Below are 17,020 nucleotides of genomic sequence, written 5' to 3'. Positions count from 1 at the left end.
TCATGCGGCCGCTTCTAGTCCACGCAGGCGACAGAACCCTCGCCCCCGGACGAGGCACTGCCGTCAACACGGACAATGATCACCTGAATACAGAGCGGCGACTCCGTACCATAGGCCAGTGCACGTGGTTCCAGTTCGGAGTTGCTGTATTCACTTTCGCTGAGGACAACCGTCTTGTAGCGCCATTTGTAAGTGTCGCCCTCCTTGGGCTGCGGGTTCTTCCACTCGAAATCTGCGAAGTCGGGTTTGCCCGGCCTGCGTTTGCCGACCAAGCCTTCCACGTCCGGAACCCCACCATCGCCCAAGGCGTCGACCGCCGGCTTACTCGCCGTCTCCGTGGGCGCAACCTTCGGCTGCGCCTGGGCACCCAGGACCACGCCCACCACAATAGCGACCACCAAAACCGTGGCACCCGTCGCCGCCAGCCACAGATTGCGCTTGCCATGATCCGCGCCGGGAGCAGCGGCTTGGGACGCCGGCGATGCCCCTGCAGGCGCCTGGGAACGCCGGACTGTTGCGCCCACGTCGTCCTGTGGACGTGAAGGCTGCCAGCCTCGGAGTACCGTCGACTCCGCCACGTCCGGTTGCCCAACCTGCCGGTAGTCCCAAACCGGCGCTTGGAATTGCGCTGGGGCTTGCTGGGCAGGAGCTTGGGCTGGCCGGGCAGGAGCCTGGCCTGGCTGGGGAGGAGTCTGGGTGGCGCCGGGCACAGTGGACGGGAAGGTCCGTGCCGGGAACGTGGGTGCCGAACCAGTAGTAGCGGTTCCCGAAGCGTCCGGATCGATTGAAGCGATACTGCGGACGCGCGTTTCCTCGAAGTTGTCGTCCGGGTGTTGCTCGTCTCCGTGACCCGGTTCCTCGAGCACCTCGAAGGGAGTCACGGACAAATTCAGCTCGGTCTGGATCCGCTGCAACGCCAAGGCAAAAGCGTGGGCCGACGAGTAGCGGGATTCCGGTGACTTCGCCATGGATGTAGACAGGACGAGTTCCAGCGACTCCGGAACATCGGCACGGCCGAGCCTGGGCAGGGGCGAGTTGGTGATGCGGGAGATCAGTTCCCGCTGCGAGTTGTCCTGGCCGGGAAGAACAAACGGTGAACGGCCAGCAAGGAGCGTGTACAGGGTGGCACCGAGGGCCCAAATGTCCACCGGAACGCCGTCAACTGCCCCGCCCCGGAATTGCTCCGGCGGTGACCACGGGATGGACATTCCGGCGTCGTCCTCGGTATCGGCCCCAATGGTCCCGGAAATGCCGAAGTCGGTGAGGGCGGGACGGTTGTAATCGGTGACCAGGATGTTGGCGGGCTTAATATCGCGATGCACGATGCCGGCCCTGTGGGCGGTCTCGACGGCGGATGCCACCTGGATGCCGACGGCCAGGACCTCATCGACGCTGAAGCGCTGACGGCGGTAGCGGACATCGAGGCTGGGCCGGGAGCAGTATTCCATCGCCAAATAGGAATGGCCGCTCTCCGTGATTTCCGCCTCGAAAATCGTCACGATGTACGGGTGCGAGGACAACTGTGCCATCAGGTTCGCTTCGGACTCGAAACGGCGGCGTGCCCCTTCGGTCTTCAAGTCGGACAGCAGCACTTTGACTGCTACTTTACGGCGCGGCCTGTCCTGCTCGTACAGGTATACGTCGGAGAAACCACCGGAGCCCAGCAGGCTGATGTACTTGAAACCGGGAATGGGTGGAGGCGGCGCGGGGGGCCTCTTGGAACTCAAAGAATCTCCTCGAAACGCAATGAAATGTCGTCGCCCAACTCAGCTATGTCGCCGTCCAAAAGGATGGCCATCTCGTTTTGGGCGAGTCTGCGGGGTGCTTGGCCTTCTCGAATGAGCACGGTTCCGTTCGTCGCTTTGAGGTCGCACAGCATGACGTGCCAACCCTCCAACCGAACCTCGACGTGTGAGCGGGAAATGTCCCCTCCGGGGCTCTCCACCTGCACCAGCCGCGGCATGGTGCCGCCTTGCACGCGGGACACTGACGGCTGCCTGCCAATGACGAGTGACTGGTCCAGGTCGATCAGCTCACCAGTGGATAAGCGCATTCTGCCCAGGCGGGGTCGCGGGACCTGAAGCGAATCACCGGACAGCGCGAAACCACACGTGGCACATTGAGCGTAGGTCGGCGGGTTGGCATGACCTTGGGAGCACACCCGCGCTAAAACGCTGGGACCGTTGCCGGCCCGGGCATCCTTCGGTGCAACCCCGGGCCCAGGACCCTGGGCGTCAGGGCTGGCGATGCTGCTCTTCATGATCGTCTGCCCGTCATGGTCAGCATCGTCATCCGCGGGGACACCATCCATGAACGGACCATTCGTTGGCATGCTGGGTCCAGGCGCGGGCATCGACGCCAAACCCACCGGCGTCGACTCCCATTCCGCCGGAACCTGAGGCGCTGAAGCGGGAGGGGCTTGCGGCGGAGCAATCGATTCGGCCCGTCCCCCAGAGGCAGGCACCTCGCCGGGGCTGCGCAGCCAGGGAACGGACTCGATCAGTGCAGGCACTGCCGTGGGTGTTGCCGACGGCGCTGTTTCTGATACCGAATTTTGTGGCGCAGGGGCATGGGCCGCCGGAGCATCGTGATCCTCGGATTCCTCGTCCGCGCGCACCGCAGCGTCTTCGATGTTGCGCATCACCGTCTTGTCCCACAGGTGGTCATAGTTGGTGGTGGTCTCCAGCGCAGGAACTATGGGATCCGTGGTGCTGGTGTGGACGGGCACGCCCAAGGATTCTTCAGCGCTTTCGGTATGCACATGACCTTCGGAAATTCCGGGCGCGATGGTGAGGCCCAGGTCCGCATCGTCGTAGCCAATCATGGTTTCATCGGAAACCGCAGCGGGCGCCGGAACATTCACAGCGCCGGCTTGGAGTACCACCTCGAGGGAGGCCAGGAGGACCACACCCTCCCCCAGCGGCAGGCTGCCGTCCGGCGTCGAGGTTTCACCAGGTCTTGCCGGGATACCAAGGTCTGCCGGAACGGAGGAGGAACGGGTTCCCGCGCCTATCCGCAGGACGTAGGAATCAGCCGCGGTGAGCCGGCGTTCCGTCCAGGTAGTCACGTCCCGTCCAGATAGCACCTCTTCCCCGGCGGACATCTTCACAACGAGTTCAAGGTCGCCGCGAAGGAACACGCGCAGGGCGTCCTTGGAATCGATGATGCCAAAGGGCGGAATACGGCTGAGGGAAACCCCGAAAGCCTCGGTCACTTCGTGGAGGACCTCATGGGCTTCGGGCGCGGACGCGAGAAGGTCCCACACCGAATCGATCAGGGCAGGCGGGGTATCGGGGCCGAGCAGCACCACAGTGCCCTGACGGATGACGCCGAACCAGTCACCACGCTGGTATCGGGCGTGGGGTGGCTTGTTACTGCTTTCCATCTACGCCCTCCTCCTGGTCCGTTCCTGTCACCCAGGGCCCTGGGCAGGGTGTCCTCCTCCACCTCGGATTCGGTCTCCGGGCGCGGCGCCGTGGTGGCGATGCCGGCATCGTTAAGGACGTTCTTGGCGTCCACCACAATGACCGTGACGTTGTCCCGCCCACCGCTGCGCAATGCAGCCTGGATCAAGGCATCCACCGCGTCCTGCGGATGGGCCACGGTGCTGAGGATGCGGAACAGATGGTCATCCCCCAGTTCGCCGTTCAGCCCATCGGAGCAGACCATGATCCGGTCCCCCTCCTGAATGGGCAGCAACCAGAAGTCCGCCTCGGTCTCGTCGCCAGTGCCCAAAGCGCGCGTGACCACATGCCTGCGCGGATGAACGGCCGCTTGCTCCGCCGTGATGTCACCGGAGTCCACCAGTTCCTGGACTTCTGAATGGTCCACGCTGACCTGGGCGAAATCACCCTGGCTAAGGCGATACGTCCGGGAATCCCCAATGTTCATGACCAGCCAATAGGGCACGCCCATTTGTTCCACCACCACGACGCCGGAGAGTGTGGTGCCCGCGCGCCCTCCCGTGGCTTCGCGGATGCTGGCATCGGCCTTTAACAGGCACTCCTGCAGGTCCGCTGCCGAAGCCGAACGGACCCCTGCCGCCAGGACAGGGGAACTGCCAAGGGTCCGCACACACACGCCACTGGCGATTTCGCCTGCCTCATGGCCCCCCATGCCATCGGCCACCGCGAAGACCGGATCCGATGCAATGAACGAGTCCTCGTTCAGTTCGCGACGCAGTCCACGGTCCGTCCCGTATCCGTAGCTGAGTTGAAAGGCGGATCCAGCGGCGTTGGCATCCGGGTCGGCGGGGCTGGCCGGCTGTGAGTTCATGCTTGTCCTAGGTGGAAGGAACGGTCCCCGAAGTGAACGGTGGAACCTGGTCTGACGAAAACTGCTTCCCCCGGATGAAGCCGGGTCTGGAGGCCGTCGGGCGTAGTGACAGCGCTTCCATTGGTTGAGTTGCGGTCCGTAACCCACACGCCATCGCCATCAACCCGGAGATGCAAGTGGGTCTTGGAGATGGACCTTCCGGGGTCCGAAACACTCAACAACTGCTCGGCAGCTTCCCCGGGCTGGGGTGCTGGGTTGCGGCCAACCAGGACGGTTCCACCCAGTTCGACGTCCTGGCCGTCGTCAACACGGATCCGGAGCACGGCTTCCGCCCGGGCAGTTCCGGGCCGCATCTGCGTCTTCTCGACGTCATCGTCAGGGTGTGCGGGGGCAACAGGAGCTGGCCGCGGATTGGATACCTGCCGCGGTGCGGACACGGGCTGGGCAGCCGACATTGACGGGACCGGTGACACCACCGGCTGCACGGGCGGTAGCTCCACGGGCGCGAAGCTGTAGGGCCCCTGGATACCTCCAGTGGCAACCGGGTTGCGGCCCGCGTGGACGTCGAACACCAAGGACTTCGCGGCTTTGTCATGCCATCCACGCAGCTTGCCGTTCCTGTCCCAAGCACTGGAAACAACCACCAGGACGGCCCAGACCACACCCAGGACCATAAGAGGGAGGGCGATCCACAGGACCAATCCAAGCAACCCAACGCCCAACAGCACCGCGCCGAGGATTGCCGCCAGCAGGAGGAGCCCGCCCGTGAGAATGCCACGGACAAAAACGACGCCGGCGCCGGGCGCGTAGCCGTCGGCATCGGAGCTGCGGATTCCCATCAGTTGATTACCAATGGTGTTTCCAGACCTGGCTTCGATTCCCAGCAGCACAAACATGTACAGGACGGTGACACCGAGGCCGATGCTCCCCAAGAGGACCAGCAGAGCGGTGTCATAGACGATAAAGCCGTTCCGCCGGGTTTGGGTGATACCGGCAATGCCCAGTGCGAACGCGGTTGTCAGGACGGCAACAGGTCCCAACCAGTCCAGCACTGCCGCGCCGAGGCGTTTTCCGACGGATGCCGGTACCAGCTCGAGCTGTGCAGTCATTGTGGTCCCTCCCCCTGGCCCCGGATGTACGTTTACAGCAGCTTCACGTCCCGGCTGCATCGGTGCTGTGGACGCCGGCACTACCGAGATACTACCGGGATCGGGCAGGCCTTGCCGGGTGGCGAAGTCAAGGGCGGCAGCCTGGGCACGGTTGACGTTGCGTTCCTTCCGGGCTCCACGATTGGTCAGCGGCGATCCGCAATGAGTACAAAAGGCTGCGCCGGGACGCACCGGGTGTTTGCAGGCCGGGCACAGCTCAGCTTCACTACTCATCAACGCTGCCCTTCTTCTTGAACAGGGTGCGGTTGGTGAAGATGGCACCCTTCCTGGAGACCCTGGGTGTCTGTTCGCGCCGGCGCAGTGCGGCCCGGCCATCGGAAAGCAAAGACCTCGGCGAGAACCGGGCCTGCTGCCGCTTCCAGAAACCAACGCTTCCTGTGATGTCCTGAAGCGAGGAATCCACGATCTCCCAATACTCCTTGACTTCCTCCTCGCTGGGTTGCCCTGCCCCGAAAACTGCGGCGTCAGCCCTGTGCGCCAACATTGTGGTGGTGGTTCCGGTCACCGGGAATGCATCCGCAATGACGGCAGACGATTCCCGCCGCGTGGACTTAGGGTCAATCGAGGCGCCCATGTCAGTAGCAAGGCTCAACACCTCGTTCCACCCACCGCCGACCCGCTGGGCGGGGTGGCCATCACGAAAACGTGCCTTCCGGCGTCGTGATTTCAGCAGAAGTATCAGCAACAGCGGCACTGCGAGAATTCCCAGCGGAATCATCGCCACGCCGATCGCGGCAAGCAGCGGCCCCCAGAACAGCCAGGGGTTGTTTTTCTTCTCATCGGCATCCAAGGCATCCGGGGTGGAGTCCGGCGGGAGGTCCGCAGGCTCCTGCGGCGGGGGCGGCGGCTGCAGCACCTGCGGCTTGGGCTTGGACTTGTTCTCAGGATCCGGCGGGATGGGCACGTTGTCCTTGGGCGGAGTCGGATCGAAGGACACCCAGCCGACGCGGTCGAAGGCCACTTCCACCCACGCGTGCACGTCCTTACCCATGATCTTGACGTCCCCTGCACCGTTTTCCGGGCTCTTGGGATCCGGATAGAACCCCATGACAACGCGCGAAGGGATGCCGAGGTGACGCAGCATGAGTGACATCGCGACGGCGTACTGTTCGTCATCACCCAGCATTTGCTTGGCGGAGAGCAGGCTGCGAACGCGTGCTGCACTGTGGCCAGGCAAACTGGGCAACTGGCCGTCAGCAACCAGGGCCGTTGCTGAACGCCCCGCTCTTCTGGAAATGGGCCTCTATCTGCCGTACACGGTCGATGGCCGTGGGAGCGTCAGCCGAGAGCTCGTTCGCCTGCGAGGCGACGATCGGCGGTACTTCCTGGGCTTCGGGCAACGTGAGCTTGGCGAAGTCGTACTGCGTCAGCTGGCCATGTTCAAGGGTTCCCGGATCAGAAACCTGGACTGTGTAGTTGTCGCCTTTTGCCAGGCCCTTGGTGGTCACTGCCGTATCGGTGCCGGCATTGAAGTACAGTCCCGACGCCGCACCGGAGCTCTGCAGGAAGCTCATGCCCGTGGTGTGGCGGCCTCCCGGGACAAAATATCCCTGGTAATCCTCGATGTTGATTTCCAGCGTGTAATTGGTGCCGGCTACCGGGCTTCCCGTATCGGCCAGCGTGTTAAGCGAACGGGCATCACCCACCTTGCTGAAGTTGCCGGAACTGTTGGGATCCATGGTGTAGTTCAGGCCGTTAAAGGCATCCAGCGCCGCGAGTCGTACGCGTGCATCCTTGGGTAGGCCCTTCACTGTGAACAGCGTGTGGTCTTTCTCGTCCTTCACGAAATTCCGGAAGCTTGCAAGGGGCGTGATGTAGTCGCGGGGATCGAACGGCGGAACGATCGTGTTGCGCAGTACCTTCCGGTCGTCGCTGGCTGTCACCAGCGGCGAAGCGACTGCAGTGATCCCGACTGCCGCGACCACCACGGCAGCAGCAGTCCCCAGGCGCCGGAGCTTCCCGCGGCGGGCCGCACCGGCGTCGAACTGCGCCCTGTTGGCCGAAACGGTCTTGGTGCTGCTCTGCCGGAGTGCGTCGCGTCGGAACGCCGCCCAGGCGATCGAGACAATGGTCAAGGAAACGCCGCGCTCCACATTTAGGAACCCCGCGCTGGTGCTGAAGGCGACGCCGGTAACGAAAAGGACCAGTACCGGCAACAGCGGCCAATATGGACTCTTCAGGCGCCACGTCAACAAACCCGCAGCCAGCGCAGTGATCATGGAACTGAGGAAGGGCACAATGAGCATGCCGTTGGCCGTGCCCACGGGCACGCCGACGGTCAGCATATCCTTCCATGCAAAGACGATCCCCAGCAGCAAAGTCCGCAGCGATTCCAGGCTCGGCAGGAACCCGAAGACGGCTGGGTCGGGCACTGCCAAGGCAGAACCGAACAGCATGTAGGCACCGAATCCCAGTGCGGTGGTGATCAGCAGTCCCAAGCGAAGGTGCGCGTTCAGGATCGCTATGCCGAGTCCCAGGAAAATGCCGCCCAGCCCGGCGATGATGTAATGCGGATCGCCACCGAAGCTCAGGCTGAAGCCAAGCACACCCAGGAACAGCAGGACCACCAGGGCGCTGCAGTCCACCGCAAAATGCCAAAGGGGCCGGGCGTCGGCAAATATCGAGCCAGCGCTGGCGCGCCCGGCGCCGCGGTTGGTGTCCCTGCGGTTGGTTTCCCTGCGGCGTGCGCGAAGATTTGGTGCGGTGCTCATGCTGCCGCCTTTCTCAGCACGATTGCCAGGTCATCGAGGTCGCCAACGGTGAGGACCGTCAGGTCTGCAATATTGGCCCTCGACGGCGCCGCTCCGGGTTGGACGCGGACGGCCAGGCTGCGAACGCCCGGCGGAACGGACGCGGCCGCGGTGCGGAGCTGGGTAGCCGTGACGTGGCTCCCTACCACGAGGAACACCACCGATGCGTTGGGAACCGTGTCCGAGAGGTTCCGGGCGAGGTCGACGGCGGTCTTCCGCAGGGATGTCCCCACAATCCTGGTCATGTCGTCCAGCAGGTTGCGGCCCGTTTCACAGCGGAGCGGTCCCTTTTGGGTCAGGACGTCCAGCTCACGCTGCTCTTTGATAGCCTGGCGGCCGATTGACGCGGCGACGGAAATCGCCATCTCGAACTCGCCATCGGAGTCGTATTCATCCGTATTGATGGACAGGGAAATAGCCAGGTGCGCACGGCGGGTTTCCTCGAACTGCCGGACCATGAGTTTGTTGGTGCGGGCCGTGGTCTTCCAGTGAATGTGACGGCGGTCGTCCCCGGGAACGTAGTCGCGCAGTGCGTGGAAGGACACATCGGCACTGGATAGTTCCGTGGTGGGCATGCCTTCAAGGTCGCGGATGAAGCCGGCAGCCGAGCCTCCCAACGGTACGGTGCGCGGGTGGACGAAAAGGTCCACCGGCTCAGTCCAGAGCACGCGCCGCCGCAGCAGATGGAGCGGATCTGCACGCACGGAGCGTACGGGACCGACAACAATCACAGCACGCCGCGCCGTCGGAATGGTGAAAAGGTCCTCATGTACCTGGGCCGGCTTCATGCGGGGCAAATGGAAGACAGCCGTCGCGGCGCCCACCGGCAACTCCAATGCGGCAGGCAACAGCGGCCTGGCCGAAACGTTGGACACTGCGATGCTGCCCACTGCGTCGTCCCCCACCGCCACACGGGTCCGGGCCAGATCCAGGACCACGCCATAAGCCGAGCGGCCCACGATGAAGCCCACGGCCAACACAAACAGCAGGAAAGCAACCATCGCGGCAGACTTCGCCTCCTGCCAACCCCAGGACTGCCCGGCGATCCATAGTCCAATGGCCGCAGCAAGGACTACCCAGCCGAGCACACTCACCACGGAAAGGACAGGCCAGGCGAAGCGAAGCCACAGGTCCCGCACCTTGGTCCATGCCGGTGCGACAAACTCGCCTGCCATTCCCACAGCTTCAGCCCATACGGCCGAGGGATGGAGTTTGCCAGTCTTCTGGATGCCTGGTTTGCGCTGCCAGGCACCGGCTACTTTGCTAAGCGTCCGCACAGCCCTATGCGCTCGCGCGTTGCTGCGGGGCCGCGACCTCGGCCAGGACACGCGCGAGGACCACTTCCGGCGTCGCACCGGAGAATTCAGCCTCGGGATCCATCACCAAACGGTGTGTCCAGACCACGGGGGCAAGTTCCTTGATGTCGTCTGGAAGAACAAAGTTGCGTCCCTGCCCGGCGGCCCAAACCTTCGCCGCGCGAACCATGGCCAAAGCACCACGGACGGAGACGCCAAGGCGGGTCTCGGAAGCGTTGCGTGTCTCTTCGCAGAGCCGAGAAATGTATTCCAGCACTGCAGTGTCCACATGGGTGGTGGCGGCGAGGTCCGCCATGTCAGCCACGGCCTGGGTGGTGATGATGGGAGTGAGGTCCTTGGAACGGTCCTTCAAGTTGGCCCCTCCCAGGAGCCTCACGGTGGAAGCGTGGTCCGGGTAGCCTATGGACGTCTTGATCAGGAACCGGTCCAGCTGCGCTTCGGGCAGGCGGTACGTGCCGGCCTGTTCAATCGGGTTCTGCGTAGCCAGGACCATGAACGGACGGCCTGCCTCGTACGTGGTGCCATCCACGGTGACGCGGGATTCTTCCATGACCTCCAGCAACGCCGACTGGGTCTTCGGCGAGGCACGGTTGATCTCATCGGCCAGGACAATGTTGTTGAAGACCGGGCCCTTGTGGAACTCGAATTTCTGGGTCTTCTGGTCATAGATGGTCACACCCGTGACGTCCGAAGGCAGGAGGTCGGGAGTGAACTGGATGCGGTTGTGGGAACCCTGGACTGTCGCGGCCAAGGCACGGGCAAGCGAGGTCTTGCCAGTACCAGGGGCATCTTCGAACAGGACGTGGCCTTCAGCCAGCATCGCCGTAAAGGTGAGGCGGATCACATGGTCCTTGCCCAGAACGGCCTGGCCCACGTTGGCAACGAGCTTCTCGAACGTTTCTGCAAACCACGCGGCCTGCTCGTTTGTCATGGTCATCGATTGATCCTGTTCCTTATGGGCGGGGCGTTTGGGTGTTGGGAAGAGCGTGGTGGGAGTGCCGCGCGTCAGCAGCGGCCGACGTCCGGGCCATTGACATCAATGGTGGCCAGCTTGACGTACCAACCGGGGTGGGGTCCGTTTTCCATGCGGTACCACTTGTAATAGGACTCAGGGTTGGATGTTTCGCTGGAGCCGTAGATGTTCATCCAGCACGCAGAGGTGATCCAGCCGTCAGAGTACGAAACCCAGTTGGCATCGCTGCTGCCGCAACGGGCGTCGCCATTGACATTGCTGTACCGGTCCGGGACGCCCGGCTTGCCGGGGCAGCTGTTGTTGTCCGCACGCTTGACACGAACCGTAGTGACTGGCGGCGTCGGATCGTCCCCACTCGTTGAGTTGGCACTGCCTGCAGGACCGGCCACGACAGTCACTGCCCTGACCTTCAGGTTGCGTGTGTTGTTCCAGCCGCCGCCCGCGGCGTCATAGCTGTTTGCCTTGCCTACGCCCGTCCAGCCGCCACCGTCCAGGCTGACCTCGTAGTGATCCAAAGGCCGGCCGTTCATTGATGGGTTGTTCCACGTCCAGTGCACCTGGCCATCACCCTTGGCGGACTTTCCACCATTGACATTCGGCGCGTTCGGAGGCCCATAGGGGTTCCCCGTTCCGATTGCCTTGGCATCACCGGACATGCCGTTCTTCACTGAAGTGGCAATGATGTTGACCACCACGTTGTCGCCGTTTGGCTGGCCGCCGATGTCTCCGCCGCCGCGGCCAATCGGGCCCGAACCGTAGGCGGTCTGCCAGCGGTAGGTGATTTCGTTGTCCTGCGAACCATTGCGTTCCGCGGCGGTCAGCGGGGTAAACGTCACCCGTAGCTGTCCACTGGTGCCGGTTGCAGTGACCGAACCGCTTCCCACCGTGCCGGGTTTGCCCGCAGCACGAATCGCCGCCGACTGCTGGCTGACACCGCTGACGCCGGCCTTGTTGGTTGCCGAAACCGTAAAGGTGTAGTCAGCTTCCGCGTTTGCCACGGTGACATTCTGCGATGTGGCGGCTACGGATTGGGAACCCACGACGGCGCCACCCCGGTAGGTGGTTAGCGTGTAGGCAGACACAGGGTCACCGTTGTTGTTCGGAGCTGCCCAACTGACCTTCAACTGGCTCTGGGTGCCCACCGATCCTGCGCCGGAAACAGATGGTGCGGCCGGCGTTGCAGGCACGCCTGCCGGAGTTTCCGCGGCGGAGTAGGGACTCCACTCCGAGGGTTCTTTGGCGTCGTTCCTGGCCAGGACACGGACCTTGTAAGCAACGCCGTTCGTCAGGCCTTTCCAGACATAGGTTGCGCCGGTGAGGTTCTGGATCTGGGGATTCTGGCCCGCAGGAGCCGGGGAGATCTCAAGATCGTATGACTTGATGGGCGAGCCCTTGCTGGCAGGCGGGACCCAGGCTACGGACAACTGCTTGTCCCCGAACTTGAGTGTGGGCGCCACGGGGGTGTCCGGTTTGACGTCGGGTCGAACCTCCGCGGACACTGGCGAGCGATCGGACTCATTGATGGCGTTGGTGGCCGTCACTGCGAAGTGGTACTTCACGTTGTTGGTCAGGCCCGTCAGGGTGCAGGTGTTGGCAGGGCAGTCCTGTTTGAAGCCACCTTCGCCGTACACCGTGTATTTGGTGATGGGCGAACCACGGTCGGCAGGGGCATTCCAGGTCAGCAAGGCTGTCTGGTCGCCGACACTCTGCGAAAGCGGAGTCGTGGGAGCAGCCGGCTTGTCCTTCACCGTGAGCCGGATGCGGGCGGTGGCGTAACGCGACGTCTCTCCCGTCTTATCCTCCACCGTGTACGCAACAACCATCGTCCCCGTAAAGCCCGGAGCGGGCGTGACGGTCACGCTGTCGCCGCCGGCATCAGCCGTGCCTTGGCCGGTCTCCGTGACAACCGAGACGATCTTCAGGGGCGTCTCGGGGAACGGGTTCGAATCGTTCGCCAGCACGTTCACCGTGACAGGCTTGCCGGACTGGGCGTCCGGTTCCACGTCGTCGTTGGCAACAGGTTTGGGCCGGTTGGATGCTGAGAGCGAAAGCTTGTACGTTGCCAGCGCTTCCAGTCCACGGCGGTCCTTGGCCTTTACCTGAACGGTGCCACCCTGTCCGATACGGACGGAATCATCCGCTGAAACCCTGAGCTTCTTGCCATCCAAGTTCACCCGGAAACCGCCGGGTGCCGCGCCCACCAGTTCGTAGCTCATGTTCTGGACGTCGTCGGCATCAGGATCCGAGGTCAGCTTCTCCAGGTCCAGGCTCGCCGAGTCCCCCTTGGGAACCTCAACCTGGCTGCCAAGCAGCGTGGGCGGATTGTTCTTGTTGGGGTCCGGGAGCACCTTGGTACGGATGCTGAGCGTGGACTTCAAGCCGTTGGGATCGTCAGGGCCGGTTCCATCCGTGACTTCAAAGCTGATGGATCCAGGGCCCACGTATTCTGCGCCTGCCGTGTACTTGATCGCAGTACCACCGTTGGCAATGGGGTCGCTGCCATCGGCGCCGATCAGCTTGATGCGGTCTGCCTGCGTCAGCCGGGGGGAACGTCCATCACGGACCTTGACCCAGTCGGCCAAATTTACGGTGACGGACTGGCCCGATACCAACTCCACCACCTCATCCTTGGCCAAGGTGGGAACCTGCTGGCCGATGCCCGGCACCCAGATGATGGCCGTGGACTTCTGTCCGTCCACGTCCTCCACCGTGTAGGGAACCAGTTGCGGCTGCTCCGTGAGGTCAACGATGACGTTGCCCTCAGACCCAGGCCGGGCCGTCTCCAATCCGGTACTTATTTTGAGGTTCTCCCCCACACCATCAGGGTCTTCGTCATTCTTCAGGACGGGGACGTCCACGGCTGTCTTCCCGAGAGTCTGGGCCGATGTCACGCGGTCATCGCGGGCAATCGGGGCCTGCAGGGGGATATCGTTCTTGACGATCACCCGGATGCTGGCCTGGCCCACGGCGTCGCGGTCGTCGGCCACAGAATAGCGGACGTTGACCGTCCCTTCGGCAGCAGGCGCCGTAATAAGGATGCGCCCACTGGTCTTGCTCACATGGGCATCCAAACCGGCGTCAGCTTCAATACCATCGGCCACGATCCGGATCAGGTCACCATCCGGATCAGTGTCGTTGGCAGTAGCATCCACGGCAATCTGCCGCCCCGGACGGACCTTGACTTCGTCATCCACCGGAGCCGGCTTCTGGTTGTCTTCACCGCGCGGCGCAACCCCGACAGTGACAGTTCCCGTGTTGACGGCTCCCTGGCGGTCAATCACCTTGTATCGGAACGTATCGGTACCTGCGCCGTCGCCTGCGCCGACGAAATCGATGAAGTTGCTTCCCGCCGTCGCGGTTCCCATGCTGGGTGTGCTGTCGATGCCGGTGAGCTGGACCGAGTCGCCGTCGGGGTCTATGCCATCCAACGGAACCGGAATGCGGACGCTGCCGCCCGCCACTACGCGCGCCGTTAGGTTTTTGGGCTGTGGCCGCGAATTCTGGGCGCCTTCCAACGGGAGGATATGGATGGTCACTGCAGCGGCGCTTTTCTGCCCCTGCGGATCCACGGCGTTGTAGATGGCGCGCACCGTCTTGGGGACAGGACCAGCGATGAAGCGGAGCGTGTCTTCGGAAACGAACGCCTTGCCGTCTTCTTCGGCAACGGGCTGGGCCAACACAGGATCAACAGAGAGCTTTTCGCCCTGCGGATGTGTGTCGTTGTCCAGGACAGGAATGGTGACGACGTCGTTGACGCGTACGTTCACCTCGTCGGGTTTCGGCTGGGGAGCCTCGACGACGGCGGGGGCCGGCACTGGGACCACACCCACCGTTCCGGTGGCCGAGGCGCGGCCGTTGGACATGGTGTAGCTGAACACAAAAGGTTCCTTGGCCCCGAGGACGTCGGTGATGCGAAGGACGCTATGGTCGATCACACTGACCGATGCCGAGGAGCCGTCGGGAACCGTAACCGACTGGAGGACGAGGACCCCGCCGGAAGGATCGGAGTCGTTGGCCAGCGGATCAACCAACACGCTTCCACCCACAGGCAGCAGGGCGACGTCGTGGACGGCAACCGGGGCCCCGGCGTCCTTCCCGGACTCCACATCCACGCGGATCAAGCCCTGGCTGCTTTGTGGTCCGTTGCTGGCGATGTAACTCAAATACACGGGGCCGGGGGTGTTGCTGCGGAACGTAAAGGTTCCGCCGTCGGTGACGGGGCCCAGCTCTGCCGGGCCTGCAGCCTCAACATGGGCCACGCGCAAGGCGCCACCGTTGGGGTCGACGTCGTTCTTCAACGGGGAAATGACCAGGTCCTGGCCGACCACCGCTGTGACGTGGTCCGCGTTTACCACCGGCGCCAGGGCTCCCGGCGGCTGCACGTTCACCACCACCCGGCCTGTGATGGTGGCGCGGCCATCCCAGACGGTGATGGTGACGTTCTTTTTTCCGGGCGCCGCGCCGGAATCCTGGTACGTGAGCAACCCATCCCGGCGGACCTTGACCTGGTCCTGGTCATTGTCAGCCTTGGCGTCCAGCAGGACGAGGTCATCGCCGTCGGGGTCCATCCAGTCCGTAAGGATGTTTTGGCTAACGGATTTGCCTTGCTCCACGAGCATCGTGGTGGGCTCGGCACGTTTGAACAGTGGAGGCTTGTTCTCTTCCGGAGCGACGACGTGCAACGTCACCTTCCCGCCGGCTGACAAACCCCGGCCATCCGAGGCGTTGTAGTCGAATACCTCCGTGCCAGGCTTCGCGGTGGGAGGGACCTTGATCTGGAACGCTGAGCCGCCGTAAATGCTCTCCAGCGCACCCGACTTGGGGCCGTTGGCGCCAACCGAGGCGGTCAGGACATCGCCGTCGGGATCCGAATCGTTGTCCAGGACGCCCAGGACGGAAGTACGGCCGGGACGTACGCCGAACTCATCGGGTTTGGTCTCGGGCGGACGGTTCGGCTTGGTACGGTCCGGGAGGACGTTGATGGTGTTGTTGTCCGCGGATTCCTGGTCCTGGTCATCGGATTGGTTCTTTGGCGGGACAACATCGTCCCAGTTGTTCACGAGCTGCATGTTCTGGTTGACCAGCCACACACTGCCGGAGTTGATGTCGTTGAGGACCACGAGGTCCCGGTTCACGCGGAAGACATAGCTGGGCGAGGCACTGGCCTTGGGTACGTCGTTTTTCTTATCGTCTGCGTCGTTATCGCAATCGCGGACATATTTGTTGGCCCCTGCCCACGCTGCGTGCACACATTTGCTGACCTGCACTGGCGCGGCGGGAACTCCCTCACCGTCCACATTGACGGTGGCTGCCGTGGACCCGTCCAGAGGCTGCTTCAGGAGGGCTTTGCGCGTAGCGATGGCCACGTAGCCGCTGTCTTCGCTGCTCTGCTGGAGCTTGGCTTCCCGGGCGTCCTGTAGCTGGAGCTTGCGGCCACCGGGAAGGAAGAGGTTTCCGGACGCGGCATCGAGCACCACTGGTTTGTCGCCCACAACAGCAATCTGCAGGTCACCGGCGCCCTTGAGCTCGTCCACCTTGGTTACTTCCGAGGCAGTCCGTTCGCCGTTGGCGTCCACGGTGGTGATGGTGATTTCGCCCTTGCCCGGGTCCGCCGTGTAAATGCGGTTGTCCTGTCCGACGGCCGACACCATGTTCTGCGAGCCGGTGAGGACGGGTTCGGTGGATTCTTCGTCGAAGCCGTTCACGGTGGATGGCGAAAGCGCCCACACTTTTCCACGGGCGGGGTCCGTGACTGAGAGGACGCTGGAACCGTAGCTGACTTGCGAGGACGAGGGCAGTTGTTTGTCGCCGCCCAGCTTCAGGTTCGCCGCAGAGACCTGGTTGATGGTGGAGCCGGACTCATCGTCCACAAAAACATTGCCGTCATGCTGCAGGACATCGAAGGTGGTGGTGGCCGGTGTCACAGCTCCATCAAGAACCCGGGAGGGATAATTCAACCGTCCCACGGCGTTCTTGGTCTTGCTCACAACCCACACGCCGCCATCGTTCAGATCGACCTCGGCCGTCTTGAACCCCGGATAGAGGACTGCGCCCGCTACCAGCAAGGCACCGGCCGCAGTCACGGCAGTTGCAGATACGAGTTTCCTGTTTCGACGCTTTTTCAGCCCCAGCTTGCCGAAGAAAGATGTCACAGCCCCAAAATTCCCTTGTTGTACAGCCGCCCCCAGGCGGCGTCCAGACCAACCGGCATGTGCCGGCAGCCTTGCATTCCGCAGTACCCCCATACGGCGGCGGAATTTTCAGTCCCTAAGACTATCCCACGCACCGAACGAGGAGCCAAGGGAACCCGAGATTGGACTCTCCATTGGCTTTGACAGCCTATGGCCTTCCCCGGGGACGCGGCGATGGGGAGAACTCCCCTCGACCGCTCTTCAGAATTCTAGGTTATTCCATCGAATTGTGAAATCCACCCGATGCTCGCTCACATCCCACCCGCTTCTGCCCGATGCTCGCTCACATCGTGTCCTCTTCTGCCCGATGCTCGCTCACATCGTGTCCTCTTCTGCCCGATGCTCG

Annotated in this window: 7 protein-coding genes and 1 pseudogene; all 8 read right to left on the bottom strand. The window is 63.2% G+C overall.

Features of this window, described 5'->3' with window-relative positions; translation table 11 throughout:
- Positions 1 to 14: 14 nt before the first annotated feature.
- The 8 genes and pseudogenes from LDP01_RS17350 to LDP01_RS17315 all read right to left on the bottom strand — a co-directional run bounded on the left by LDP01_RS17350 (position 15) and on the right by LDP01_RS17315 (position 16,635).
- On the bottom strand, positions 15 to 1,727 hold the full coding sequence (locus LDP01_RS17350; protein ID WP_224092003.1) for a serine/threonine-protein kinase: 1,713 nt from the start codon (positions 1,725 to 1,727) through the stop codon (positions 15 to 17).
- Complete coding sequence (locus LDP01_RS17345; RefSeq protein WP_224092001.1) at positions 1,724 to 3,385, bottom strand: FHA domain-containing protein; 1,662 nt, start codon at positions 3,383 to 3,385, stop codon at positions 1,724 to 1,726. Before LDP01_RS17345 ends, LDP01_RS17350 begins: the two co-directional genes overlap by 4 nt.
- On the bottom strand, positions 3,274 to 4,275 hold the full coding sequence (locus LDP01_RS17340) for a PP2C family protein-serine/threonine phosphatase (RefSeq protein ID WP_224092000.1): 1,002 nt from the start codon (positions 4,273 to 4,275) through the stop codon (positions 3,274 to 3,276). The genes LDP01_RS17345 and LDP01_RS17340 overlap by 112 nt, the downstream gene beginning before the upstream one ends.
- A complete protein-coding gene (locus LDP01_RS17335; protein ID WP_224091998.1) occupies positions 4,272 to 5,657 on the bottom strand; it encodes an RDD family protein in 1,386 nt (461 codons plus the stop codon). Before LDP01_RS17335 ends, LDP01_RS17340 begins: the two co-directional genes overlap by 4 nt.
- Positions 5,650 to 8,155 (bottom strand): annotated as a pseudogene (locus LDP01_RS17330) (transglutaminase-like domain-containing protein). Before LDP01_RS17330 ends, LDP01_RS17335 begins: the two are co-directional and overlap by 8 nt.
- A complete protein-coding gene (locus tag LDP01_RS17325; protein ID WP_224091996.1) occupies positions 8,152 to 9,369 on the bottom strand; it encodes a DUF58 domain-containing protein in 1,218 nt (405 codons plus the stop codon). The pseudogene LDP01_RS17330 and the gene LDP01_RS17325 overlap by 4 nt, the downstream one beginning before the upstream one ends.
- Positions 9,370 to 9,475: 106 nt before the next feature.
- A complete protein-coding gene (locus LDP01_RS17320) occupies positions 9,476 to 10,447 on the bottom strand; it encodes an AAA family ATPase (RefSeq protein WP_224091994.1) in 972 nt (323 codons plus the stop codon).
- A gap of 68 nt (positions 10,448 to 10,515) precedes the next feature.
- Positions 10,516 to 16,635: an Ig-like domain-containing protein gene (locus LDP01_RS17315; protein WP_224091992.1), complete on the bottom strand. Its 6,120-nt coding sequence runs from the start codon at positions 16,633 to 16,635 to the stop codon at positions 10,516 to 10,518.
- Positions 16,636 to 17,020 lie beyond the last annotated feature (385 nt).

Origin of the sequence: Arthrobacter sp. StoSoilB13 (assembly GCF_019977255.1) — a bacterium.
Classification (GTDB): Bacteria; Actinomycetota; Actinomycetes; order Actinomycetales; family Micrococcaceae; genus Arthrobacter.
The sequence above is the reverse complement of the archived record's forward strand: the minus strand, read 5'-3'. Positions and strand labels throughout refer to the sequence as shown.